The 23,550-nt window shown below is 64.7% G+C and carries 19 protein-coding genes and 1 pseudogene; 11 read left to right on the top strand and 9 right to left on the bottom strand.

Annotation, left to right across the window (positions count from 1 at the left end; translation table 11 throughout):
• Window positions 1-27: 27 nt before the first annotated feature.
• Complete coding sequence (locus tag KB879_RS37855; protein WP_153954492.1) at window positions 28-480, bottom strand: universal stress protein; 453 nt, start codon at window positions 478-480, stop codon at window positions 28-30.
• Window positions 481-711: 231 nt separating this feature from the next.
• On the opposite strand from KB879_RS37855, the gene KB879_RS37850 reads away from it, so the two are divergent.
• Window positions 712-1,251, top strand: coding sequence for a flavodoxin family protein (locus tag KB879_RS37850; RefSeq protein WP_211982992.1), 540 nt, complete (start codon window positions 712-714; stop codon window positions 1,249-1,251).
• A 103-nt stretch (window positions 1,252-1,354) separates the two neighbouring features.
• On the opposite strand, the gene KB879_RS37845 is transcribed toward KB879_RS37850, so the two are convergent.
• The 3 genes from KB879_RS37845 to KB879_RS37835 form a co-directional block, all read right to left on the bottom strand.
• Window positions 1,355-1,840 carry a carboxypeptidase-like regulatory domain-containing protein gene (locus KB879_RS37845; protein WP_153954490.1) on the bottom strand — a complete coding sequence of 162 codons (486 nt, stop codon included), beginning with the start codon at window positions 1,838-1,840 and terminating at the stop codon, window positions 1,355-1,357.
• A gap of 52 nt (window positions 1,841-1,892) precedes the next feature.
• Entirely contained in the window at window positions 1,893-2,357 is a 465-nt protein-coding gene (locus KB879_RS37840) for a universal stress protein (RefSeq protein WP_211982990.1), read from the bottom strand.
• 200 nt (window positions 2,358-2,557) lie between these two features.
• Complete coding sequence (locus tag KB879_RS37835; RefSeq protein ID WP_153954488.1) at window positions 2,558-3,394, bottom strand: universal stress protein; 837 nt, start codon at window positions 3,392-3,394, stop codon at window positions 2,558-2,560.
• Window positions 3,395-3,840: 446 nt separating this feature from the next.
• Here KB879_RS37835 and ppsA point away from each other — a divergent pair, with 446 nt between their 5' ends.
• From ppsA to KB879_RS37795, 8 genes are all read left to right on the top strand, one after another.
• Complete coding sequence (gene ppsA, locus KB879_RS37830; RefSeq protein WP_211982988.1) at window positions 3,841-6,246, top strand: phosphoenolpyruvate synthase; 2,406 nt, start codon at window positions 3,841-3,843, stop codon at window positions 6,244-6,246.
• A gap of 217 nt (window positions 6,247-6,463) precedes the next feature.
• Window positions 6,464-8,233: an acetate--CoA ligase gene (gene acsA / locus KB879_RS37825; RefSeq protein ID WP_211982986.1), complete on the top strand. Its 1,770-nt coding sequence runs from the start codon at window positions 6,464-6,466 to the stop codon at window positions 8,231-8,233.
• Window positions 8,230-9,252 (top strand): pyruvate dehydrogenase (acetyl-transferring) E1 component subunit alpha, encoded by a 1,023-nt coding sequence (pdhA, locus tag KB879_RS37820; protein ID WP_153954485.1) that lies wholly within the window; start codon window positions 8,230-8,232, stop codon window positions 9,250-9,252. The genes acsA and pdhA overlap by 4 nt, the downstream gene beginning before the upstream one ends.
• Window positions 9,249-10,223 (top strand): alpha-ketoacid dehydrogenase subunit beta, encoded by a 975-nt coding sequence (locus tag KB879_RS37815; protein WP_211982983.1) that lies wholly within the window; start codon window positions 9,249-9,251, stop codon window positions 10,221-10,223. Before pdhA ends, KB879_RS37815 begins: the two co-directional genes overlap by 4 nt.
• A 61-nt stretch (window positions 10,224-10,284) precedes the next feature.
• Window positions 10,285-11,400, top strand: a complete 1,116-nt coding sequence (locus tag KB879_RS37810; RefSeq protein WP_211982981.1) for a dihydrolipoamide acetyltransferase family protein — start codon at window positions 10,285-10,287, stop codon at window positions 11,398-11,400.
• Complete coding sequence (locus KB879_RS37805) at window positions 11,397-11,645, top strand: acyl carrier protein (RefSeq protein ID WP_153954483.1); 249 nt, start codon at window positions 11,397-11,399, stop codon at window positions 11,643-11,645. Before KB879_RS37810 ends, KB879_RS37805 begins: the two co-directional genes overlap by 4 nt.
• A gap of 180 nt (window positions 11,646-11,825) precedes the next feature.
• The gene (locus KB879_RS37800) at window positions 11,826-13,505 is read left to right on the top strand and encodes an AMP-binding protein (RefSeq protein WP_338084280.1); all 1,680 of its coding nucleotides are present in this window, start codon (window positions 11,826-11,828) and stop codon (window positions 13,503-13,505) included.
• Between the two features lie 23 nt (window positions 13,506-13,528).
• Window positions 13,529-16,363, top strand: a complete 2,835-nt coding sequence (locus tag KB879_RS37795) for an AMP-binding protein (RefSeq protein WP_249221420.1) — start codon at window positions 13,529-13,531, stop codon at window positions 16,361-16,363.
• A 17-nt stretch (window positions 16,364-16,380) separates the two neighbouring features.
• Here the strand turns inward: KB879_RS37795 and KB879_RS37790 are convergent, their stop codons facing one another.
• The 5 genes and pseudogenes from KB879_RS37790 to KB879_RS37770 all read right to left on the bottom strand — a co-directional run bounded on the left by KB879_RS37790 (window position 16,381) and on the right by KB879_RS37770 (window position 20,082).
• Window positions 16,381-17,262 carry a helix-hairpin-helix domain-containing protein gene (locus tag KB879_RS37790; RefSeq protein WP_153954481.1) on the bottom strand — a complete coding sequence of 294 codons (882 nt, stop codon included), beginning with the start codon at window positions 17,260-17,262 and terminating at the stop codon, window positions 16,381-16,383.
• A 93-nt stretch (window positions 17,263-17,355) separates the two neighbouring features.
• Complete coding sequence (gene ald / locus KB879_RS37785) at window positions 17,356-18,468, bottom strand: alanine dehydrogenase (protein WP_211984572.1); 1,113 nt, start codon at window positions 18,466-18,468, stop codon at window positions 17,356-17,358.
• A gap of 8 nt (window positions 18,469-18,476) precedes the next feature.
• On the bottom strand, window positions 18,477-18,791 hold the full coding sequence (locus KB879_RS37780) for a GYD domain-containing protein (RefSeq protein ID WP_153954480.1): 315 nt from the start codon (window positions 18,789-18,791) through the stop codon (window positions 18,477-18,479).
• Between the two features lie 199 nt (window positions 18,792-18,990).
• Window positions 18,991-19,606: pseudogene (locus KB879_RS37775) on the bottom strand (YgcG family protein); the annotation flags it as partial.
• Window positions 19,607-19,629: 23 nt separating this feature from the next.
• The gene (locus tag KB879_RS37770) at window positions 19,630-20,082 is read right to left on the bottom strand and encodes a pyridoxamine 5'-phosphate oxidase family protein (RefSeq protein ID WP_153954479.1); all 453 of its coding nucleotides are present in this window, start codon (window positions 20,080-20,082) and stop codon (window positions 19,630-19,632) included.
• Between the two features lie 295 nt (window positions 20,083-20,377).
• Between KB879_RS37770 and KB879_RS37765 the strand changes: the two genes are divergently transcribed.
• On the top strand, window positions 20,378-20,833 hold the full coding sequence (locus tag KB879_RS37765; protein WP_211982979.1) for a universal stress protein: 456 nt from the start codon (window positions 20,378-20,380) through the stop codon (window positions 20,831-20,833).
• 221 nt (window positions 20,834-21,054) lie between these two features.
• Complete coding sequence (mgtA, locus tag KB879_RS37760) at window positions 21,055-23,532, top strand: magnesium-translocating P-type ATPase (protein ID WP_211982977.1); 2,478 nt, start codon at window positions 21,055-21,057, stop codon at window positions 23,530-23,532.
• The last annotated feature ends 18 nt before the right edge of the window (window positions 23,533-23,550 follow it).

The raw sequence follows: 23,550 nt of genomic DNA, 5'->3' as shown, positions 1-23,550 counted from the left end.
AACGCCCTCCAAAGTCTGTTCGCCTGCCTACGCCTCCTCGGCGCGGACCAGCAGGACGGGCGCGACGGCTAGGGTAATCACGCTCCGCGCGACGCTGCCCATGACGAGTCGCCGCACTCCCCGTCGGCCGTGCGTACCCATCACAACCAGATCGGCGCCCCAGCCATTGGCTTCGGCCGCGATCGTGGTAGCAACGTCGTCCTCCGCCATCGGCTTGCCGAGCAGCCGCGTTACGTGGCGAATGCCCGCCGCGGCAAGCCTGCTGGCGGCGGCGGCGAGGACGCTTTCGCCCGCCGTCGTGAGGTCCTCTATCAATCTCACCGGATCCAGATTGCTGACATCCAGGAATGGGCTGCGGTCATCGACCACATGGACCACCTCCACTTCCGCGCTGGCGGCGAGCGCAATGATCATGGCCTGTTCCAGGGCAAGTTCCGAAGCGGCGCCGCCGTCCATGGCGACAAGGATGCGCTGGTACATAGCGGATTCTCCGGCGATGGGAGCCTGTGGTGGCTCGGGTCTGGACTAGCTTAATCCAGCGTAGGGCAACCGGCGCAACTGCTGTTGATATGTGTCAAAGCCGCGGCACGGCGCTCCAACCGCCGTGGCGCGAGGCCGTATGTCCCAGTTGATGCGCATCAATGGCGGCCGCCACGCAAGGCCTACGCTGCAGAAACAGCGACGTCCGCTGCCATCTGACCGGAGCCCGTGATGACCCAAGCCGTGATTGTTTATTACTCCCGGACCGGCACCGTACGCCAGGTCGCCGAGGCCGTTGCCGCGCGGTCGGGATGGCCACTGGCCGAGGTCGCCGACGTCAAAAGCCGCGCCGGGATCCTTGGCGACCTCCGGTGCGTTATCGATATCCTCTTTCACCGCCAAGTCGAGTACCGCTACGCCGGCCCGGCCCTCGATCGCTGCGAGCACGTCGTGGTCCTGGCACCGGTATGGATGGGCAGGCTGGCGGCCCCGATGCGCAGCCTCCTCGCCGCCAGTGTCGCCAAGCCGCCGCTGGCCGCGCGCGTGTCTGCAATCTGTGTCATGGCAGCGCGCGGGGGCTTCCAGGCAGAGGCGGAGATAGCCAAGCTCACGGGCAAAACACCCGCGCCGGCACTCGTGCTGCTCGAGCGTGACGTGCTGAGCGGCGATGCCGCCGCCGAGATCGATGACTTCGTGCAGGCGTTGCGCTTGGCGGATTCCAGGCCTGCCCACGCCGGGCGGCCCGCCTGGTTGTCCCCGAACGAGACCTGAGCGCTTCTTCCGGCTCCGTCGCCCTTTCGCGGTCCGGTCCGCTCTGACCCGCCGCGAACCCGCGCGGTGTCCTGCCCGCGGCGACCCGGTCCAGGCGTCGGGTTCAGCGACGCGGACAGGGTGTCGTGCCGCAGAGCAGCCAGTCGTCCTCGAGCGTATTGACCGGCAGCCGGAACGTCATGTCGAGCGGCTCGCCAGCGACGACGATGTCGCGCATCTGGTCCCGTCCCTGGTAGCCCACCGCGAGCCGATAGGCACCCGGCTTGAGTCGCATGTAGAACAGAGGTCCGCTGGCGGTAGTGTGCAGCACGGGGCGGCCAGCCTGGCTGGCCACGACCACCGTGGCACCGCCCAGCGGTTTGCCGCGCCCGGCATCCACCATCGTCAGCCGTACATTGAAACGCGCGGCGACGGTCAACATGCTTTGCAGGCCCGCCTCATCGTCCCCACCCGATACGTAGGAGACGCCGTGCTGCTCCATAATCTGCACGCCAGCGCCAGCCGGCGCGGCGCGAGTGGCGCAACCGGCCGCCGCAACGGCAATCGCCAGCGACGACAGCCCGAGGCCAAGCCTTCTTGAAACCTGCATTTGCGTCACTCCGAGACGATTATTGGGGTATCCGCGGACCGGGACGGAACGGTCAGGGGCTATCGCTGCGTGACTGCTGCCGAACGAGCAGTATGGGGCGAACCGTCTTGCTGACCACGTGCTCCGAGACCGAGCCCAGCACCATGTGCCGCACGCCGCGATGGCCGTGTGTGCCCATGACGATCAGGTCCGCGCTCCAGTGGTCCGCTTCCGCGACGATCGCCTCGGCAATCCTCGCAGGGGTGCCGGGCGTCTCGGCCAACCTGCTGCTCCAGCGCACGCCGGAGGCACTCAGGCGCTCGCCGGCGCGAGCCAGCACCTGCTTGCCATAAGCAATGATGTCGGCCATTAGCCCAGGCCGGTCACGCGCGCTGATCTCGAAGAACAGGTCGCTGTCGTCGACGACGAACATGGCCCTGACCTCGGCGTGGGTGGCCAGCGCCATGGACACTGCCTGCTCCAGGGCACTTAAGGATGAACGGCTGCCATCGATGGCTAGGAGAATTCGGCGGAACATGGCGACCTCGGCTTCGGCTATGGTTATTTCCAAAGTAGCGGTCGCAAGGGCATGCGGGTTGATGCCAGTCAACGAAGCCCTAAAGTCCCCCTGACCGACCGGTTGCGAATTCGCGACCTGATCAGCGACATGCGCAGGCCCACCGGTCTTCGTGCCGCGCAATCGCGGTGAGCATGTGGCACACAGCGCTTCGCCGCCATTCAGTGCGACAGCAGCAGTGGCATCCCGGCATGGTGCATCAGCGTCCGCGTGGTGCCGCCCAGCATCACCTCGCGCATGCGGGAATGTCCGTAGCCACCGGCCACCAGTAGGTCCGCGTTCAGGCTCCGTGAAGCCTCAAGCAGCACCCGGCCAACCGCCTCGCTCGTCGGTTCGTTGTACACCCCCGCGACGATGCCATGCCGCTCGAGGTATTGACGCAGGCCCGCGACTGGTTCCGACTTTGGAGTAGGCCGGTCGTCCCGGTTCCATACTGCCACGATAGTGACCCGCTCTGCGCACAGCAATAGCGGCATCGCGTCCGCCACGGCGCGAGCGGCCTCTCGCCAGCCATCCCAAGCGATCACGATATGTTCCATCTCCGCCTGCTGGTAAGTATCCGGCACCAGCAACACGGGCCTGCCGGCATTTAGCAGTACATATTCGGCGGTCTCGGCTGCAAGGCTGCCTACCGAATACGGGTCGGGCGGTGGTGCCAGCACGACGATGTCTGATACTCGGCCTTCCTGCGCCAACGCCCATCCCGGGTCTTCCTCGACCACGCGGTGGGTATGTGCCACCCCAGGCGCTGCCTGCTCCATCAGGCGCCGGAACGCGACGCCCATCTCTTCCGCCTGCGCCGCCAGGCCGACCCTGGCCACATCCACGTACCGCTCTGCATCGCTGCCGGCGTCCGGAATCCGCTCGAACGGCACGCCGGTCGCGGTCAATCCCACCACATGACCGCCGGAGCGCTTGGCGAGGTCCGCTGCAACGCCTACACGAGCGGCGCAGCCTGTGTCACGCCCGAGTTCGACCAATACGGTTTTGAAGACCATGATGCTCTCCTGTGCAGGGACTTCGAAAGCGCCGGGCGACCGGGTTGGTGTGCCGTAGCTCGAAAAGCGAATGTTGTCGCCTGAGTCTCCATTTCTCATTATCGGAGCTCGCCTGGCGGCCAAGCATGATGCACGTCAACATCGAGATGATCGCCCCGCGCCTACACGGCGTACTCTGCATCGCGTTGCGTCGACTTATCCCGCCGTGTTTCGCACCAGTGCCGCCTTCAGTGCACAGAGTTGCCGCCGGTGAAGCTTGCCTTGTGGGTGCCTTGTGGGGGCTTGCGTTGTATCAAGCCACAATGCCATTTCACCACTAGTGTGAATCAGTCAGTCGCTCGCTAGCGCTGTTCACCCCCCTTGGCAGCTTCCCAGACGTTAGGCGTTGAAAGGGAATCCTGGATTTGCTTAGGCGTCTGTATAAGTCCACCGAGAAGGAGCAGCACATGTCCAACGAACATACGCAGGTTGTCTGGTTCGAAGATCTAAGACGGGCCGATGTTCCTCGCGTCGGTGGCAAGAACGCGTCGCTGGGGGAGATGGTGGCCAACCTCGCGCCCGCAGGCGTCAAGATTCCCCCGGGGTTCGCAGTGACGGCGGATGCATACTGGCGCTTCATCGACACGAATGGCCTGCAGGAAACCGTGTCCAGGGTTCTCAGCGAACTTGCTGACGGCAAGGTTTCCCTCTCCGAGGCCGGGGCCGCCATTCGTCAGCTCATCCTCCGCGGCGAATGGCCCAGAGAAACGGCTGAGGCGATCCGTCTGGCTTATGAAGAGCTGAACCGCCGGACCGGACGGGTCAACATGGACGTCGCCGTGCGCTCGAGCGCGACCGCCGAGGACTTGCCGGATGCCAGCTTCGCCGGACAACAGGAAACCTTCCTCAATATCCGGGGTGATCGTGCACTCCTTGACGCTTGCCGGCGCTGCTACGCCTCGCTTTTCACCGACCGCGCGATCAGCTACAGGCAGGCGAAGGGCTTCGACCATCTGAAGGTTGCGTTGTCGGTCGGCGTCCAACGCATGGTGCGATCCGACCTGAGCGGCGCCGGTGTGATGTTCTCGATAGACACCGAAACTGGCTTCGACAAGGTGGCCCTGATCAACGCCGCCTGGGGTCTGGGCGAGAGCGTCGTGCAGGGCACCGTCGAACCGGACGAATACGAGGTGTTCAAGCCGCTTCTGTCCGACCCGTCACTCACGCCGATCATCGGGAAGAAGCTCGGCGACAAGAGCCGCAAGATGATCTACACGAGCGATAGCCGCGGTCCGACCAAGTATGTCCCGACATCGAAGGCAGAACGCGCGTCCTTCGTGTTGGGAGATGAGGAGATTCTTACCTTGTCGCGCTGGGCCCGCACGATCGAAGACCACTATGGCCAGCCCATGGACATCGAATGGGCGAAGGACGGCGAGAGCGCAGAGATGTTTATCGTCCAGGCCAGACCGGAAACCGTCCAGTCGCGACGCGAGGCGAGCGCGGTGAAGACCTACCGCATCAAGAAGGCCGGCCGCAAGCTGGCATCGGGCGTGAGCATCGGGGATGCCGTCGCGGCGGGCGTGGTTTGCGTGATCGAGAGCCCACGCGAGATGGGACGCTTCGTCGACGGTGCTATCCTCGTGACCCAATCCACGGACCCCGACTGGGTGCCCGTCATGCGGCGTGCAGCTGCCATCGTCACCGACCACGGCGGCCGCACCTCGCACGCAGCCATCGTAAGCCGTGAGCTTGGGCTTCCGGCGATCGTCGGCACGGGCAATGCGACCCATCTGCTGCACGACGAGCAAGAGGTCACCGTTTCCTGCGCGGAAGGTCGCGAGGGCTTTGTCTACGAAGGCACCGCCGACTATGAAGTCGAGGAAATCGACTTTGGCAGTATCCCGGCAACCCATACCAAGGTCATGCTGAACCTTGCCAACCCCGCAGCAGCGTTCCGCTGGTGGCGGATCCCGGCCGATGGCGTCGGGCTGGCGCGGATGGAGTTCGTGATCAACAATCACATCAAGATCCATCCAATGGCGCTGGTCCGCTACGACACGCTAAAGGACGATGAGGCGAAGCAGACAATTGCCGGCTTGACCGCTGGATACGAAAGCAAGACGGAGTACTTTGTCGACCGGCTCGCGCGCGGACTGGGGAGAATTGCCGCTGTCCAGTATCCACATCCGGTAGTGGTCCGCATGAGCGACTTCAAGACCAACGAGTACGCCCATCTGATCGGCGGCGCGGAATTCGAGCCCCGGGAGGAGAACCCGATGCTTGGATTCCGCGGGGCGTCGCGATACTACTCTCCCCGCTATCGGGAGGGCTTCGCGCTGGAATGCCAGGCGATTTGCCGCCTGCGCAGGGAGATGGGATTCACCAATGTGATCGTCATGATCCCATTCTGCCGCTCCGCAAAAGAGGCGGACCGCGTACTTGAGGTCATGGCGGAGAACGGCCTCGTGCGCGGCGAAGCCGGCCTGAACGTATATGTCATGTGCGAGATTCCGTCGAACGTGATCCTGGCAGGCGAGTTCGCCAGGCGCTTCGATGGGTTTTCAATCGGCAGCAATGACCTGACTCAGCTCACGCTTGGCGTAGACCGCGATTCGGCAGAACTCGCGGAGTTGTTCGACGAGCAGGACGACGCTGTCAAATGGATGATCCACAGCGTCATCGCAGAGGCGCACAAGGCCGGGGCCGATGTCGGCTTGTGCGGCCAGGCGCCTAGCGATCACCCGGAGTTCGCTGGGTACCTCGTCGAAAGCGGCATCGATTCGATGTCGGTGAGTCCCGATAGCTTTATCGCGGTCAAGCATCATGTTGCTGCCGCCGAGCAAGCAAGGACAAGGATCTCGTCTGTATGAGCATCAGACAGGCGAAAGATGGAAGAGACATGCCGGAAGTACCGAGAACGCTCCCTACGGCAGCCTGACCCTGACCGTTAGCCCCGATGCCTTCCCTAAAGCGGTCCGGGCGCGCCCTTGCCCGCGTGGGTAGAGGACGGCCGGGCAGCGCTGGCCGCACCGCTTTTCGCTGCCTGCCCCGGCTCCTATAGTGGTCCCAAGGAGACCAAGCGCCAGAATGGATCTGTCAACAATCATCCACAAGACGGCAGCGGACCTGCGTGTTGCGCCAAATTTTGCCGACTATGAGGCGGAGCGTCGTGGCTTTTCCTGGGACCCCACCCGCGGGACCCTCGGCATCCAGCCCGATGGCGGACTCAATATCGCCTGGCAGGCGGTGGACCGCCATGTGGAAAGTGGTGCGGGTGACAAGGTCGCATTCCGCTTTCTTTCCCGCGGCGGACCGGCAGCGCACGCCGTTACCTACGCAGAGCTGGCCGGTCTCACTAATCGCTTCTGTAACGTCCTGCGCGAACTCGGCGTGGGCAAGGGAGACCGGCTCTTCATTCTCGCTGGGCGCATCCCGGAGCTATATACGGCCCTGCTCGGCGCCCTGAAGAACGGCTGCGTGGTCTCGCCGCTGTTCTCGGCATTCGGCCCCGAGCCGATCGCCACGCGACTGAACCTTGGCAAGGGCTCGGTGCTGGTCACCACCGATGAACTCTTCATGCGCAAGGTCGCCGCATGGCGCGACCGCATACCTAGCCTCAAGCACGTTCTGCTGGTCGCCGAAGACGGCGGCCCCACCGCAATACCGGGCACGCTTGACCTGGCTGCAATGATGCGCAGCGCGACGGACGCGTGCGAGATCACGCCCACCACATCCGAAGACATGGCGCTGTTGCATTTCACCAGTGGCACGACCGGCACGCCAAAGGGGGCGGTGCACGTCCATGGCGCGGCGCTCACCCATTGGGCAACCGGCAGGTATGCGCTCGATCTTCATCCGGAAGACATCTTTTGGTGCACGGCCGATCCGGGCTGGGTGACCGGCACATCCTACGGTGCCATCGCCCCATTGCTGCATGGCATAACGTCTATTGTGGACCCCGAAGAATTCGACGCGGCGCGCTGGTATGGAATCCTTCGCGACGAAGGCGTTACGGTCTGGTATACGGCGCCGACCGCGATCCGCATGCTAATGAAGGCGGGGGCCGATGCGGCCAGAGCGCATGCTTTCCCGAAACTGCGGTTTATCGCCAGTGTCGGCGAGCCCCTGAACCCCGAGGCTGTCTGGTGGGGCAAGAACGTGCTGGGCCTGCCGATTCACGACAACTGGTGGCAGACGGAAACAGGCGGCATCATGATCGCCAACACGCCAGCCTTTGATATCAAGCCTGGGTCGATGGGCAGGCCGCTTCCCGGGGTGGACGCGGCCATCGTGCTGCGCAAGGAAGACGGACGCGCCGAGCTGATCGATACCCCCGGAACCGAGGGAGAGCTTGCACTCAGAAGCGGCTGGCCGTCGATGTTCCGCGCCTATCTGAACGACGAAGCGCGCTACCGCAAGTGCTTCGCCGGCGAATGGTACCTGACCGGCGACCTCGCACGGCGCGATGCCGACGGCTACTACTGGTTCGTCGGCCGCACTGATGACGTCATCAAGTCTTCGGGACACCTGATCGGCCCCTTCGAGGTCGAGAGTGCGCTGATGGAACACCCGGCCGTCGCCGAAGCCGGCGTCATCGGCAAGCCGGATCCGGTGGCAGGGGAAGTGGTGAAGGCATTCGTATCGCTCAACAAAGGCTTTGAACCTTCTGAAGCGCTGCGCCTGGAGCTTCTTGGCCATGGCAGGAGCCGCCTCGGCGCGGCGGTGGCCCCCAAGGACATCGCCTTCCTCGCGGAATTGCCACGAACACGCAGTGGCAAGATCATGCGCCGATTGCTGAAGGCCCGGGAACTTGGCCTGCCGGAGGGCGACACCTCCACGCTTGAGACCGGATCATGATGGACATCGAGCATCCCGCCCCCCCGCCACCTGCCGGACCGGTTCCCTATGACAAGGCTTTCTCGCTTTTGCTGCTGCGCGACATGGTGCGTATTCGCCGTCTTGAGGAGGCATGCGCGCAGCGCTACGGCGAGGGCAAGATACGCGGCTTCCTGCACCTGTACATCGGCGAGGAAGCCGTATGCGTTGGTGTCCTCCACGCGCTCGCCCCTGACGACAATGTGGTCGCCACCTATCGCGAACACGGGCATGCGCTGGTTCGCGGCATGGACATGGGCGTGCTGATGGCCGAAATGTACGGCAAGCAGGAAGGCTGTGCGCGAGGCCGCGGCGGCTCCATGCACCTGTTTAGCCGCGCTACCCGCCTCTTTGGGGGCAACGCCATCGTGGGCGCAGGCCTGCCGCTGGCGGTGGGCCTTGCGCTCGCCGAGAAAATGCAGGGCCGCCAGCGCGTTACCGCCTGCTTCTTCGGCGACGGGGCGGTCGCCGAAGGCGCGTTCCATGAATCGATGAACCTGGCCGCATTGTGGAAGCTGCCGCTTTTGTTCTGCTGCGAAAACAATCTCTACGCGATGGGGACGGCTCTGGAGCGCCATGAGTCACAGACAGACCTTTGCGTCAAGGCAGCATCCTACAAGATGCCGGCTTTTGCGGCAGATGGAATGGACGTGGTCGCCGTCTGCGAAGCTGCCAGGAATGCCGTGGCCAGCGTCAGGGGCGGCACGGGGCCGGTGTTCCTTGAGCTGCGCACCTATCGTTTCCGCGCTCACTCCATGTACGACCCGGATCTGTATCGCCAGGCGGCCGAAGTCGAGGCGTGGAAGGCACGCGGTCCCATTCATACGTTCACCGCGCGGCTGAAGGCGGAAGGCAAGCTGACGGAAGACGAATTTCTCTCGCTGGACGCCGACGTTGGGGTGGAGGTTGCGAGGGCCGAGGCCTTTGCCGAGGCGGGTACCCTGGAGCCTGTCGAGGATCTGCTGAAGGATGTGTGCTCACCGGCGGGAGGCACCCCATGAGCGTGCGCCTCAGCTACCGCGAGGCCGTGCGCGAAGCCCTGCGCGAGGCGCTTGCCAAGGACCGTCGCGTCTTCCTGATGGGCGAGGACGTTGGCCGCTACGGTGGCAGTTATGCGGTCTCCAAGGGACTGCTAGCCGAGTTCGGCCCGGAACGCATCCGCGATACCCCCCTTTCGGAACTCGGCTTCACCGGCGCCGGCATCGGCGCGGCCCTGGGCGGCATGCGCCCCATCGTCGAATTGATGACCGTCAATTTCAGCCTGCTCGCACTCGACCAGATCGTCAATACCGCAGCCCTGTACCGCCATATGTCTGGTGGGCAGTTCTCCGTACCGCTGGTGATCCGGATGGCCACCGGGGCGGGCCGCCAGGTCGCGGCCCAGCATTCCCACAGCTTCGAGGGCTGGTATGCCAGTATACCGGGCCTCAGGGTCCTGGCGCCCGCCACCGTCGAGGATGCACGCCGCATGCTGGCGCCGGCATTAGCCGACCCCGACCCAGTGCTGATCTTCGAGCATGCAGGCCTGTACAACGTGGAAAGCGAAATCCCGGAAGCGTCCGTCGTGGATATCCATTCGGCACTGGTCAGGCGGACAGGCAAGGACGTGGCCCTGATCGCGTATGGTGGCGGCCTGCCCAAGGCGATGCAAGCCGCCGATTTGCTTTCGGCCCAGGGAATCGATGCAGAAGTGGTCGATTTGCGCGTCCTGCGCCCGCTGGACGATGCGACCATCATGGCATCCGTCGCGAAATGCCGTCGTGCGGTGATCGTCGACGAGGGCTGGCGCAGCGTCAGCCTCGCCGCGGAGGTGATGGCGCGCATCGTCGAACAGGTCTTCTATGAACTCGACGCACCGGTCGCACGAGTCTGTTCTGCGGAGGTACCGATTCCCTATGCCAGGCATATGGAAGAGGCCGCCCTGCCCCAGGCCGACAAGATTGCAGCCGCCGCCAGCCAGCTGATCGCATGAGCAAGCCGGCACCCCTCACCTCCCGTGCCCGCAATCGACGCATCGTTCCGGCGAGGACAACGTGATCGAATTCCGCCTGCCCTCGCTGGGCGCAGACATGGATGAGGGTACGCTGCTCGAATGGGCCGTGAAGCCCGGCGACACCGTGAAGAAGGGGCAGATCATCGCCGTGGTCGACACCAGCAAGGCTGCGATCGAGGTGGAGACGTGGCACGACGGTGTCGTCGCTGAACTCCTGGTTTCGCGGGGAGACAAGATTCCCGTCGGCACGCTGATGGCGACCTTCCTTGAGCCTGGCGAAACACCGGTCGCCATACGGCACGCGCCTAGACCAGAGCCGGCGGGCGGCACTCAGGGTCGACGCATGGTGTCCCCGGCAGCGCGCAAGCTCGCTCGGGAACAGGGGATCGACGTCGAAGCCCTGACCGGCACCGGGCCGGGTGGCGCGGTGACACTGGCCGATGTCGAGCAAGCAGCGCGCAAGCCCGCCGCCACGCCAGGCGACCGATCGGCCGAAATCCGGAAGACAATTGGCGCGGCGATGGCGCGAGCCAAGCGCGAGATTCCCCATTACTACGTCGCAGAGACGATTCCGTTGCGCACTGCGCTCGCCTGGCTCGCACGGGAAAATGCTGGCCGGCCCATGACCGAGCGCGCCCTCCTGGCAGTCTTGCTGATCAAAGCCGTCGCAGTCGCTCTCAAGCGCTTCCCCGAGTTAAATGGATTCTTCCGCAACGGTGCGTTCAGCGCCGCAACGGCCGTGCACGTCGGGGTCGCGATATCCCTCCGCCAGGGCGGCCTGGTGGCGCCAGCGCTGCTGCATGCCGACAGCAAGCCAGTTGCACAACTGATGCAAGAACTGGCCGACCTGGTCAAACGCTGTCGCGCTGGTTCCCTCAGGCGTGCCGAGTTGTCCGAGCCTACCGTCACCATTACCAATCTCGGGGATCAGGGCGCGGAACAGGTGTTCGGGGTCATCTACCCTCCCCAGGTGGCGCTGGTGGGTTTCGGTCGCATCATCGAGCAGCCATGGGCGGAAGACGGTGCAGTGACAGTGATGCCAGCCATGACAGCCAGCCTCTCGGCCGACCATCGTGTCTCCGACGGTCATCGTGGCGCGCTCTTTCTCACCGAACTACGGGAACTGCTGCAACATCCTGAGGAGCTTGATCGATGAACAACGCCAGTATCCGCGCCATCGTCGTGTCCACGTTACGCGAGATCGCCCCTGAGATCGAGCCGCAGGCCCTGCGCCCAGATCGTCCGCTGCGCAGGGAGGTCGACCTTGATTCCATGGACTGGCTCCGCTTCCTGCTTGCCCTGCATGAGAAATTGAAGGTGGAGATTCCGGAGTCAGACTACGGCCGGCTCGTCACGCTTGACGATGTCGTGTCCTACCTGGAAGCCGCAGCAACACGTTGAGCTTGCTTCGGCCCGAAGGCTAGAGAACGTCGTGTCCTGCACACCCGGCACACATGGCACCGGATGGAAGCCCTTCGCCGAACAGTGGTGGTCCGTGTCGCCGGCGGGCAAGCCAAAAGCATCGGGGGCAATATGCCAGAGTACGTGAAAACCCCGTCTCCCGAACCGAGACCCACCTGGGTGGAACACTATCCCCCAGGCGTGCCTGCGGAGGTCGACGTCCATCGCTTTGCTTCGCTTGCCGACATGCTCGCGCACAGTTGCCGGCGATACGCCACGCGTGAGGCCTTCACCAGCATGAAAGCTGTTCTCACGTACGCGGAACTCGATTGCCTGACGCGCGACTTTGCCTCGTATCTCCAGCAGCAGGGGCTAAGCCGGGGTGCTCGCGTGGCGATCATGCTGCCAAACCTGCTGCAATACCCCGTGGTGCTCTTCGGGATCCTTCGTGCCGGCATGGTGGTGGTCAACGTCAACCCCCTCTACACGGCGCCCGAGTTGCGGCATCAGCTTGCAGATTCAGGCGCGACCGCGATCGTCGTGTTGGAGAACTTTGCCCACACCTTGCAGGCGGTTCTCGGCTCCACTGCCGTTCGTCAGGTCGTGACCACGAAGGTGGGCGATCTTCTCCCTCCGTTGCGGGCACGCCTGGTCAACCTTCTCGTCAAGTGGATCCAGCGTCGCGTGCCGCCCTGGCGTCTGCCGGGTTCGGTCAGCTTCCATGCCGCGCTGCGACGTGGCCGTCGTCAGCCGCCAGACGAACCTCCGCTTACGCCGGAGGATATTGCCCTGCTGCAATACACGGGTGGCACGACCGGGATACCAAAGGGTGCCATCCTCACGCACGGCAACCTGGTGGCCAATGTCGAGCAGATTTCCGCCTGGCTTGGCGCGACGCTTCAGGCTGGCAAGGAGGTTGTGGTAACGCCGCTGCCCCTGCATCACATCTTTGCGCTGACGGCGAACCTGTTGACGTTCGTGCGATGGGGCGGCAACAACGTGCTCATCACCGACCCGCGCGATCTCCGCACGCTGCTGCGTACGCTGCGGACCACGCGCTTCAGCGCGATCAGCGGGGTGAATACCTTGTTCAGGCTATTGCTCGACGCACCGGGTTTTGCGGAGATCTGCCGGGCAAACGCCGGCAGCCTCAAGGTGGCAGTTGCCGGCGGCATGGCAGTGCAGCGCGAGGTAGCGCTGCACTGGCAGCAGGCCACCGGAGTTCCGTTGATCGAGGGGTATGGCCTGACCGAAGCGGCACCGGTTGTCTGTATCAATCCTGTGGGTGGCGTGGCGTTCAGCGGGGCTGTCGGCATGCCGCTGCCCTCCACACGGGTAGCCATCCGGGACGAGACGGGTCAGGACCTCCCTCCGGGCCAGGCGGGCGAGATTTGTGTGCAAGGCCCGCAGGTCATGCGGGGCTACTGGAATATGCCGGAGGAAACGGCACGCGTTCTCGGCGTCGGCGGGTGGATGCGCACCGGCGACATGGGTGTGATGGACACCCGAGGCAGTATCCGCTTCCTCGCGCGCAGCAAGGAGGTCATCGTGGTATCCGGCTTCAAGGTCTACCCCAAGGAAGTCGAGGATGTGGCCATGCAGCATCCCGGCATCCGGGACGCCTGCGCCATCGGCGTCGCGGACGAACGCTCCGGCGAGTCAGTCAAGCTCCTGGTGGTCAGGCGCGATCCCGCGCTTTCCGCCGAGGCAGTGCTGGCCCATTGCCGCGCGCAGCTGACCGGCTACAAGGTGCCCCACTACGTTGAGTTCCGGCCATCGCTGGCCAGGTCGGCCCTCGGCAAGGTCTTGCTCAGGCCGCAAACCGAAGGGCGGGCAACTACCATCGGAATGCGCCCCTGAGTTGTCAGGCGAGTGAAGATGCAATGAATGACATGCGCGATCCTACTCCCCCTTGTGCACCCGAAGCCGGGCCTGCCGATGCGCAACGTCTGCTTGGCATCGTACGCGCGCTGGCGGCAGAGTTGCGGCCCGGTGCGCAGGAAGTCAGCACTTTGGGGATTGATCATTCGCTCGAGCGCGATTTCGGTCTGGACAGCCTGGCGCGCGCGGAGCTGCTGACGCGCATCGAGGACGAATATGGCGCCAGGGTCAATGAAGAAGCGCTCATGGCCGCCGAGACGCCTCGTGACCTGCTCAGTCTGACAGCGCACGGGGCAGCCGCCGCCATCCCCGCTGCGATGCCCGCGGTCCCCGTGGTGCATGGTGCAGCCAGGACGGCAGCAGCCAACCGGCCGCCAGACAGTGCCGCTACGCTCATGGACCTGATTGACTGGCATGCAGCGTCCCATGGCGATGAGATATACGCCACCCTCCAGGGGAGCGGCGACCTCAGCTACGGGTCAATGCGGGCGGGCGCGCTTGCCGTAGCCACTGGCCTGGCGCGGCAGGGCCTGGCCGCGGGTGACCGGGTGGCCCTGATGCTGCCGACCGGACGCGACTTCTTCGACGTCTTCTTCGGCGCCCTCTATGCCGGTTTTATCCCCGTGCCGCTCTATCCGCCCGCGCGCCTCTCCCAGATCGAGGATCACATGCGGCGCAGCGCCGGGATCCTTGCCAATGCCGAGGCTGCCATCCTCGTGACTGCGCCACCGGCCAAGCCCCTGCTGCGCCTGCTGCGCGCGCAATGCGCGGCGCTGCGCAAGATCCTGGCGCCTGCCGATCTCAGCGCCGCTGGTGATGGCCCAAGCGGCGCAGGGCGCGGGCGGCCGGATGACATTGCCTTTCTGCAATACACCTCCGGCAGCACGGGCAACCCGAAAGGGGTCATGCTAACGCATGCCAATCTGCTCGCCAACTTACGAGCGATGGAGCGTGCCGCGCATGTTACCGCGGCCGATGTCTTTGTGTCGTGGCTGCCGCTGTACCACGACATGGGCCTGATCGGAGCCTGCATGGGGGGTCTGCAGCTTGGATTCCGCCTGGTGCTGCTGTCGCCCACTGATTTCCTGACGCGCCCTGCCTCTTGGCTGTGGGCCATTCACCAACATCGCGGCACCGTGTCCGCGGCGCCCAACTTCGCCTACGAGCTCTGCGCGAGCAAGATTGATGAAAAGGATCTTGCCGGCCTGGACCTGAGTTCGTGGCGTCTGGCATACAACGGTGCTGAGCCGGTCAGCCCGGAAACCATTGAGCGCTTTGCCGCACGCTTTGCCAGGTATGGCTTCGATCGCGCCGCCATGACCCCTGTATACGGCCTCGCCGAATGCTCGGTCGGACTTGCGTTCCCGCCAACAGGACGTGGGCCGTGCGTCGACCAAATCGATCGGGATGCGCTCGCGCGCCAGGGTATCGCCCGTGCGCCGGACCGGTCGGGGCGCAGGGCGCTCAGGCTGGTCTCCAGCGGCCTGCCGCTGCCGGGCCATCAGATCCGCATCACCGATCCAGCCGGGCACGAGTTGCCCGAACGCGCGCTGGGGCATGTCCAGTTCCGAGGCCCGTCCGCGACCACGGGCTACTTCCGCAACCTCGACGCCACAGCGGGCCTGTTCGATGGTCCATGGCTGAGGAGCGGCGACATGGGCTATATCGCAGCCGGCGAGCTTTATCTGACAGGGCGCCTCAAGGACATCATTATTCGCGCTGGCCAGCACTTGTTCCCGCAGGAGCTCGAAGAGGCGATCAGCCGGCTGGCCGGCGTGCGCAAAGGCGGTATCGCGGTCTTCCCCGCCACCGATACATGCTCCGGTACCGAGCGCCTGGTCGTTCTGGCCGAGACGCGCGAAGAGGACGATGACGCGCGCAGCCGGATACGTGCCGAAATCAGCCATCTGGCGGTAGACCTGATGGGCATGCCTGTCGACGAAGTGGTGCTGGCGCCGCCGCGCACGGTACTCAAGACGTCCAGTGGCAAGCTGCGCCGCGCCGCCTGCCGGGAGTTGTACGAACGGGGCGAGATCCATGGCACGCCGCGCGCGCCCTGGCGTCAACTGCTACGGATTGCCATCTCTGGCGCAAGCATCCAGTTCGCGCGCTTCCTGCATCAGGCCTCAGCGTGGATCTGGGGTGCCTGGGTATGGACGGTTTGCGTCCTGTTTGCCCTGCCAGCCTGTCTGCTGGTGGTGCTCTTGCCGGGGCGCCCGCTGCGTCGGCGGATCGCGCGGGCCAGCGCCCGGCTCGGCCTCGCGCTGACTGGGCTGTCTCCAAAGATCGAAGGCCTGCCCGACCTCGGCCGGTCGGCGCCGGTGGTCATCGTGGCCAACCACGCCAGCTACACCGATGTGATTCTGCTCACGGCGGTGCTGCCTCCCCACTTCACCTTTGTGGCGAAGCAGGAACTGCTGCGGAGCCCGCCGCTGGCGATGCTCCTGGGCAGGCTTGGCTGCGCCTTCGTCGAGCGCTTCGACCCCGCGCGTGGGGTCGAAGATACCAGTGCGCTGGAGAAGCGAATCCTGGGGGGCGAATCCCTCGTCTTCTTCCCCGAGGGCACCTTCCGGCGAGAGCCCGGATTGAGGCCTTTCCGGCTGGGCGCGTTCCGGTGCGCCGCCCGCGCGCGGGCGCCGGTTATTCCCATCGCCCTGATCGGCACCCGCTCATTGCTGCGGGACGGGCGCTGGTGGCCGAGTCGTGCTTCGTTGGCACTCGTTGCCGGCGAAGCCGCGTTCGCATCAGGCAATGACTGGCCAGCATTATTGCGACTGCGCGACACGGCACGCAACGAGATCCGCTCAAGGCTACAGGAGCCAGACGCGGCAGATTGATCCGCCGCGTGGGGCGACTACGGCGCCCGCTCCAGGTATTGTGCCCTGCACTCCAACTCACGCCCTCTCACGACCCTGCTGCCGATCAATGAACCGCGAGTCTCGGTAACGACGGTTCGCTGGCCCTCTTCGTGGCCGGCGTCGTAGAAGTAGATGACCACCCAGTCTGCGGTACGCCGGAGTTCATGGGCGCGCTGGGTATTGGAAAACAGCGCCGTAAAGTGCCACTGATCCTTGGTCACATGCAGGACCGGCAGCCACGCTTTTCCCTCTGGGTTCAATCGCTTTGGGGCAATGGTCGGCAGCGCACCAGCGGCGGCCTTCTCGCGATAGACGCGATCTATCTCCAGCAACATAGATACGGACGGCTCCATCAGCGGTGCCTTGCGCTGATGCAGGACTCGCCACTGACGCTGCCGGCTCAGGATTTCATCCAGCGCAGCGCGAATGCCTGCCAGGCGACGCGGGCCAACGCCTTCGACCCGCTCGAGACGGCCGTCGCGAGCCGCAAGCTCCAGCGCTTCAAGGGTATCGATATGCAAGGTGTCACGGATGCGGGTGGCGAGTTCGTGGCCAATCCCCGGCACCGTCTGGAATAGCCCCGCATCGTCCTCTCCACCGCGAAGTCGCTCCAGTTGGCGCCAGCGATCGGTAATAAGCATTTCTGCGATCGCCCCCGCGATTCCCTTGCCAATGCGGGGCAGCGCATCAAGCGCATCAATGCCCCCCTCGTCAAAGAGCGCCCGGATATCGGCATCAAGGTTGGCAACGGTGTCCGCGGCAGCCAGGTATGCGCCGACCCGGAACGGGTTCGCGCCCTGCTCTTCCAGGTGCTGCGCAGCTTCCTGCAGGCAATGGGCGACCTGCTGATTGTCGGGAAGATTGCGGGGAAGTTTCATCTTGCCTTGTCAGCCGTGGGGCTTGCGCCGCCATAGGCGGCGGACAGCAACGTGTCGGCCGTACAGTCGGATACTCCTGTCTGTCGGCCCCGTTCAGGCCAGCACCTGCTCTGCGGGTACATGGTCGTAGCCATGAGCGCTTGCGACGGCTGCATAGGTCACGCTCCCGCGACAGATATTTAGCCCGGCCCGCAGGTGGGGATCGTCTGAGAGCGCGCGGGACCATCCCTTGTCGGCAAGGGCCATCGCATTACCGATCGTGGCGTTGTTCAGGGCAAAGGTGGAGGTCCTGGCCACGGCAGCCGGCATGTTAGTCACGCAGTAGTGCAGCACGCCGTCCAGCACATAGGTCGGATCCGTATGGCTGGTCGGACGCGATGTCTCGGCGCAGCCTCCCTGGTCTATCGCCACGTCCACCAGCACCGAACCCGCTTTCATGCGCGCCACCATCGCGCGCGTGACCAGCTTGGGCGCCTCGGCGCCCGGCAGCACCGCGCCGATGACCGCATCGGCCGAGAGCAACGCGCGCTCGATACTGTCCGCGCTGGAGTAGACCGTCACGACTTGATTGCCGTACGCAGCGCCGAGATGCCGCAGACGATCGATATTCTTGTCCAATACCGTCACGCGCGCCCCCATGCCAACCGCGATCTGGACAGCATTGGCGCCCACCACGCCGGCACCGATCACCACGACATGTGCCGGCGCAACGCCGGGGACGCCGCCGAGCAGCAGTCCCATGCCGCCGTGCGGCTTCTCGAGGTAGGCGGCCGCCACCTGGACTGACATGCGGCCGGCCACCTCGCTCATGGGGGCCAACAACGGCAGACCACCGTCAGGGCCCGTAACCGTCTCATAGGCAATGCAGACCGCACCGGATTTCAGCAGCGCGGCAGTCAGCTCACGGTCCGCGGCCAGATGCAGGTATGCGTAGAGGATCTGCCCGGGCTTGAGCAGCGCCAGTTCGCGTGGTTGTGGCTCCTTGACCTTGACAATCATCTGGGCCCGGTCGAATACGGCCTTCGCATCGGCAGCCAGCTTCGCGCCAGCCGCTTCGTATTGCGCGTCGGAAAGACCAAGCGCGGTCCCGGCCCCAGCCTGGACCATGACCTGGTGACCGCGGCTGACAAGTTCGCGCACGCAGGCAGGCGTCAGGCCAACCCGGTACTCGTTGTCTTTGATCTCTTTGGGCACACCGATCCACATGGCCTTGCTCACACGGGTGGTAGTTCCGGCAGATTCCGCACCAGGTGCTTGAATCGCCCCCAGTCCACCGCCGGATGCACCGAGGCCTCTCCGTGACCATACGCCCGCACCAGGACCGATACCTGCATGGCGGTTTCGATGTCGTTGGCCTCGAAGATATCGAGATAATCATAGGGCCCGAGGGTCGCATAGCTGCCCAGCCATTTCACATCCGGACAGACTTTTTCCAGATAGCCGGCAACGCCGCGTTCCAATGCCTCAAACGATCGCGGCTGCCGTAGGGACTCCACGGAGACACGGGTTTCCATGATAAATATCGCCATGTTCGACTCCTCAAGGTGGCTGCGCCCTTTGTCGGCCGTATAGCTAGAGGCTAGCTGCTGTCTGGCCGCAGCCCTTGTCCCAGCGCAACGTCCGGCACGGAACCCGCGGCCACCTTGCTCGATTGCGCGCAAAGTTCCTGCGAGCGACCCTCAGTTGCCATTGAGTCCTCCGCAGATGCCGCACGACAAACTTTCACCTTCACCACTTACCGGAGGCACCGCCACCGCCAAAGCCGCCGCCACCGCCGCCGAATCCGCCAGGGCCCGAGCGGCCGCCATTTCTTCCCGAGCGACCGCCAATAGTTAGCAAGCCCATGTGCGAGCCACCCATTAGCGTGAACAGAGCGCGACTGCTCCCGCAACCATGCCGGCAAAGATGGCGCCGGAGAGCATCCACGCGACCACACCAACGGCCCCACCGGTCGCGACTGCACCCGGGAGCGCCCCAGCATGGAGCGCAGAACCCCACCCGGGATCAGCGTGAGCACAAGGAGGATTGGCATCAGTTGCCGCATGGGGTCGCCCCGATCCCCTGCCGTTTCCTCCGGCGGTGGCAGCGGCTCCCCTTCGATGACCCCAAGCATGCGGTCGATGCCCGCAGACACACCACCATAAAAATCGCCCTGCTTGAATCGGGGCACGATATCTTCACTGATGTTGCGCTTGCTCGCGGCGTCAGTCAGGACGCCTTCGAGGCCGTAGCCCACCTCAGTATGAAGCGCGCGGTCATCCTTGGCGATGATGAGCAGCGCGCCGTCATCGACGCGCTTGCGTCCCAGCTTCCATTGCTCGACCACGCGAAGCGAATACTCCTCGGTGGGCTTACAGGGACCAGAGGTCAGCAGGTGACAAGATCCGTATGCCCAAAGCCCTTGGAATAATCGAGCACGGAAATGACCATTGGGATCACCCTGAATATTCGGACGTCCGCCGTGGTCGGCATCGGCACCGGCAAGGCAATCTGCTCCGGATACTTGAATGGGAACATCCGCAGGATCCTCTCCGCTAAGGCCACATCGACCACCAGTTGCGCGTGCGCCGCCATGGACAGGCCGGTAATCGCCATGAGATCTGGCGTATCGTGATCGATTGTCAGCGAGACACGGTCATCCAATGCCAGATTGGCCGCCTTTTGGCTGCTCGGACCACAGAGGAAGTAGAGCGTGAGACCCTCATTCACATAACCTACAGTGGTAGCCTGAGGCCAGCCATCCGGCCTCAGGGTGGCAAGCGTCATGATCCTGTGTTGGTTCAACAAGGTCAGGATCTTCTGTCTGATCTCTTCGTCCATATTTGGTCACCATGGTTGCACTAGTACAAACGGCCCTAACGGGGCCGGCATGGCTGCCGCCTCGGCTTTGGCTCTATGGTCCTTTCCTTTCCAAGGTAGGGGATGACAAAGCATGCATCGTTGATGCCTGTCAACGAAGGTACTAAATGCCGCCCGGGGCTGGCCGATAGCCGTGCCCCTGACCTGCATCAACCGGCCCACCCTTCCCGGCCCTAAGCTGGAAGCAGTGTCTATGTCCCCGCATACGGGGATCGCTTCACTCCGGCCCGCGGGCGCTCAACAAGGAGGCAACGCCATGTACCAGACAATCGTCGTCGCCATCGACGGCAGCGACTGCGGCGATCGTGCCTTGGCCGAGGCGATCCAGCTCACGGCCATGTTTAAGGCCCGCCTGGAGATCGTCCACGTGGTCGACAACAGCTATCTCAAGTACGACATGGGCTACGGCAGCCTGGCCGACCTGCGCCCCGACCTGGTCGAGGGCGGACGCAGCCTGCTCGCCGAGGCCGCGGCCAAAGCCCGCGCGGCCAAGGTCGAATGCCACACGCAACTGGTTGATGAGATCCTTGCCCTTGGCGACATCGCCACGGCGATTGACGCGGCTGCACAGCGGGTCCACGCCGACCTGGTCGTGGTGGGCACCCACGGCCGGCGCGGGGTGCGCCGCCTGGTGATGGGCAGCGTGGCCGAGGGCCTGGTGCAGGGGTCGAAGGTGCCAGTACTGCTAGTGCGCGCGCCACGGGCTCCGTAAGGCATGGAGAAGGATGCAGAGCCGCCCCTCCCTACGGTCGACCGGCCCCCGGGGGGCGACCGCCGTGCCGCGTCAACCCCGGGCCGGCAGGGCTCGCCGCACGCCGTCCACGTGACGTCCCCGCCAGCCGAACTGGAATGGGCTGCCACGCATGATGCCAGCGAAGTCCTGGACAGACTTGGCGCGACCGAGGCGGGCTTGGCGGCCTCGCGCCTGGGGACGTGTGGCCCCACATTGCCCCCAACCATGGCCCACACTGGCTTGCCAGCCTGGCCCGGCGGCTGGCTAGCCCCGTCAACGTGATGCTGATCGTGCTGTCGGCGGTATCAGTGCTTGTGCACGACTGCAGCGCCGCTGCCTTGATCGGCGGAATGATCGTGCTGAGCGTCTCGCTTGCCACCTGGCAGGGGCAGGAAACGCGTAGCGACCGCGCCGTGGCGGCGCTGCGTACGATGGTCCACACCACCATCGCCGTGCGGCGCCGTGCGGACCCAGCCAGCACGCCCGTCGCGCAGGAGCGCCCGATCGCCGAGCTTGTTCCTGGCGAGATCATCCATCTGGCTGCGGGTGACCTGATACCCGCCGATGCCCGGCTGCTCGCATCCAAAGACCTGTTCGTGAACCAGGCGGCATTGACCGGCGAATCCATGCCGGTGGAAAAAATCCCCGCGCGCTGCGCTGTCGCTACCGCTGCCCAAGCCGGCCTTCTTCCCAATATCGCCCTCATGGGGACGGCGGTATTCAGCGGGACAGCCACGGCGGTCATCGTGCTGACCGGCGACCGCGCGATCTTCGGGCACATCGCGCAGTCGATCGCCGGGCAGGAGCCGCCTACCGATTTCGAAGCTGGCCTGAACCGCATCGCCCGGTTGATGCTGGCGATCCTCGCAGTTATGTCGCCATTGGTGTTCCTGATCAACTGGCTGACCAAAGGCGACTGGTTTGAAGCGGTCCTGTTTGCCATGGCGGTTGGCGTGGGCCTCGCCCCCGAGATGCTGCCGATGCTGGTCACCGTCAACCTGGCAAAGGGCGCGATGGCAATGTCCCGGCGCAAGGTCATCATCAAGCGTCTGGCCGCAATCCAGAACCTTGGCGCCATGGACACGCTTTGCACGGACAAGACCGGGACCCTGACCCAGGACCTTGTCATCCTCAAGCAACATGTCGACCTGGCGGGACATGACAGCGAGCGGGTGCTGGAGTTTGCGTATCTCAACAGCTATTTCCAGTCTGGCCTGCATAATCTGCTCGACGTGGCCGTGCTGCGGCATGAGGAGTTGAGCGAGCGCATGCGAATTGCGCAGGCCTACCGGCTGATCGACGAGATTCCCTACGACTTTACCCGCCGGCGCATGTCCGTCGTCGTGCAGGCGCCCCACGCCCGGATGCTGATCTGCAAGGGCGCGGTGGAGGAAGTCTTCTCCGTCTGCACCGCGGCCGAACTTGAGGGTCAGCGCGTGCCGCTGGATACCACGCACTATCGTGACCTGATGGCCATCAGCGATCGCCTGAATGACGATGGCTTCCGCGTCATCGCCATCGCCTTTCGCGAACTGCCGGAGGCGCCGGAGACGCACGCATACTGCCTGGCCGACGAACATGGGCTGACCTTGCTGGGCTACATCGCGTTTCTCGATCCCCCCAAGGAAAGTGCGGCCCCCGCGCTGGCTGCCCTGGCCGACAGCGGCATCGACGTCAAGATCCTCACCGGGGACAGTCCACGCATCGCGAGCAAAATCTGCCAGATGGTCGGGCTTGCACGCAGCGCGCCGGTGCTTGGCAGCGACCTGGACAAGCTGGATGCCCAGGGCTTGGCCGATGCCGCGCTGCGCAACCAGATCTTTGCCAAGCTCACGCCCGTGCACAAGGCAGCCATCGTGCGCGCGCTGCGCGAGCATGGCAGGGTGGTTGGCGTGCTGGGCGACGGGATCAACGACGGGCCGGCGCTGCGCGCCGCCGACGTCGGCATTTCCGTGGACAGCGCGGCCGATATCGCCCGCGAGTCAGCCGACGTCATCCTGCTGGAAAAGAGCCTGCTGGTGCTGCATGACGGCGTCATGGAGGGGCGGCGGGTCTTCGCCAACCTGCTCAAGTACCTGCGCATGAGCGCCAGCTCCAATTTCGGCAATATCTTCAGCGTGCTGGGAGCAAGCGCCTGGCTGCCCTTCCTGCCAATGGCGCCGATCCAACTCCTGACCAACAACCTGCTCTACGATTTTTCCCAGACGGCCCTGCCCACCGACAATGTCGACGACGAGTCCTTGCGCAGGCCCAGGCGCTGGGAGGTCGGCAAGATGGGGGAGTACATCCTTGGCATGGGCCCGGTCAGCTCATTCTTCGACTACCTGACCTTCGCCGCGCTGTTCTGGCTGCTGGGCGCCAATACGCCTGCGCACGCGGCGCTGTTCCAGACCGGCTGGTTCATCGAGTCCCTGTTCTCGCAGACGCTCATTGTCCACATTATCCGCACGCGCAGGCTGCCCTTCATCGAGAGCCGGTCCAGCCAGGCCTTGCTGGCCACTACGGTCGGGCTGTGCCTCGTCGGCGCCTGGCTGCCCTACTCGCCGCTGGCCACACCGCTGGGCATGCACCCGCTGCCGGGCGCTTACTGGCCGCTGCTCGCGGCCATCCTGCTGGGCTATGCTGGCGCTGCGTTTGCCGCGCGCCGCCTGCTGGCGAGGTGGGTGCCGGTGGACTAAAGCGGACGAAGGCGAACG

The sequence above is a fragment of the Cupriavidus sp. KK10 genome, assembly GCF_018223725.1.
In the GTDB taxonomy this organism is placed as follows: domain Bacteria; phylum Pseudomonadota; class Gammaproteobacteria; order Burkholderiales; family Burkholderiaceae; genus Cupriavidus; species Cupriavidus necator.
This window is presented reverse-complemented; position numbering and strand designations above follow the sequence as displayed.

Excerpts from the sequence above, each read along its gene's own strand:
- KB879_RS37855 (WP_153954492.1), bottom strand. The coding sequence starts at position 480 with ATGTACCAGCGCATCCTTGTCGCCATGGACGGCGGCGCCGCTTCGGAA.
- KB879_RS37850 (WP_211982992.1), top strand. The coding sequence starts at position 712 with ATGACCCAAGCCGTGATTGTTTATTACTCCCGGACCGGCACCGTACGC.
- KB879_RS37845 (WP_153954490.1), bottom strand. The coding sequence starts at position 1,840 with ATGCAGGTTTCAAGAAGGCTTGGCCTCGGGCTGTCGTCGCTGGCGATT.
- KB879_RS37840 (WP_211982990.1), bottom strand. The coding sequence starts at position 2,357 with ATGTTCCGCCGAATTCTCCTAGCCATCGATGGCAGCCGTTCATCCTTA.
- KB879_RS37835 (WP_153954488.1), bottom strand. The coding sequence starts at position 3,394 with ATGGTCTTCAAAACCGTATTGGTCGAACTCGGGCGTGACACAGGCTGC.
- ppsA (WP_211982988.1), top strand. The coding sequence starts at position 3,841 with ATGTCCAACGAACATACGCAGGTTGTCTGGTTCGAAGATCTAAGACGG.
- acsA (WP_211982986.1), top strand. The coding sequence starts at position 6,464 with ATGGATCTGTCAACAATCATCCACAAGACGGCAGCGGACCTGCGTGTT.
- pdhA (WP_153954485.1), top strand. The coding sequence starts at position 8,230 with ATGATGGACATCGAGCATCCCGCCCCCCCGCCACCTGCCGGACCGGTT.
- KB879_RS37815 (WP_211982983.1), top strand. The coding sequence starts at position 9,249 with ATGAGCGTGCGCCTCAGCTACCGCGAGGCCGTGCGCGAAGCCCTGCGC.
- KB879_RS37805 (WP_153954483.1), top strand. The coding sequence starts at position 11,397 with ATGAACAACGCCAGTATCCGCGCCATCGTCGTGTCCACGTTACGCGAG.
- KB879_RS37795 (WP_249221420.1), top strand. The coding sequence starts at position 13,529 with ATGAATGACATGCGCGATCCTACTCCCCCTTGTGCACCCGAAGCCGGG.
- KB879_RS37790 (WP_153954481.1), bottom strand. The coding sequence starts at position 17,262 with ATGAAACTTCCCCGCAATCTTCCCGACAATCAGCAGGTCGCCCATTGC.
- ald (WP_211984572.1), bottom strand. The coding sequence starts at position 18,468 with ATGTGGATCGGTGTGCCCAAAGAGATCAAAGACAACGAGTACCGGGTT.
- KB879_RS37780 (WP_153954480.1), bottom strand. The coding sequence starts at position 18,791 with ATGGCGATATTTATCATGGAAACCCGTGTCTCCGTGGAGTCCCTACGG.
- KB879_RS37770 (WP_153954479.1), bottom strand. The coding sequence starts at position 20,082 with ATGGACGAAGAGATCAGACAGAAGATCCTGACCTTGTTGAACCAACAC.
- KB879_RS37765 (WP_211982979.1), top strand. The coding sequence starts at position 20,378 with ATGTACCAGACAATCGTCGTCGCCATCGACGGCAGCGACTGCGGCGAT.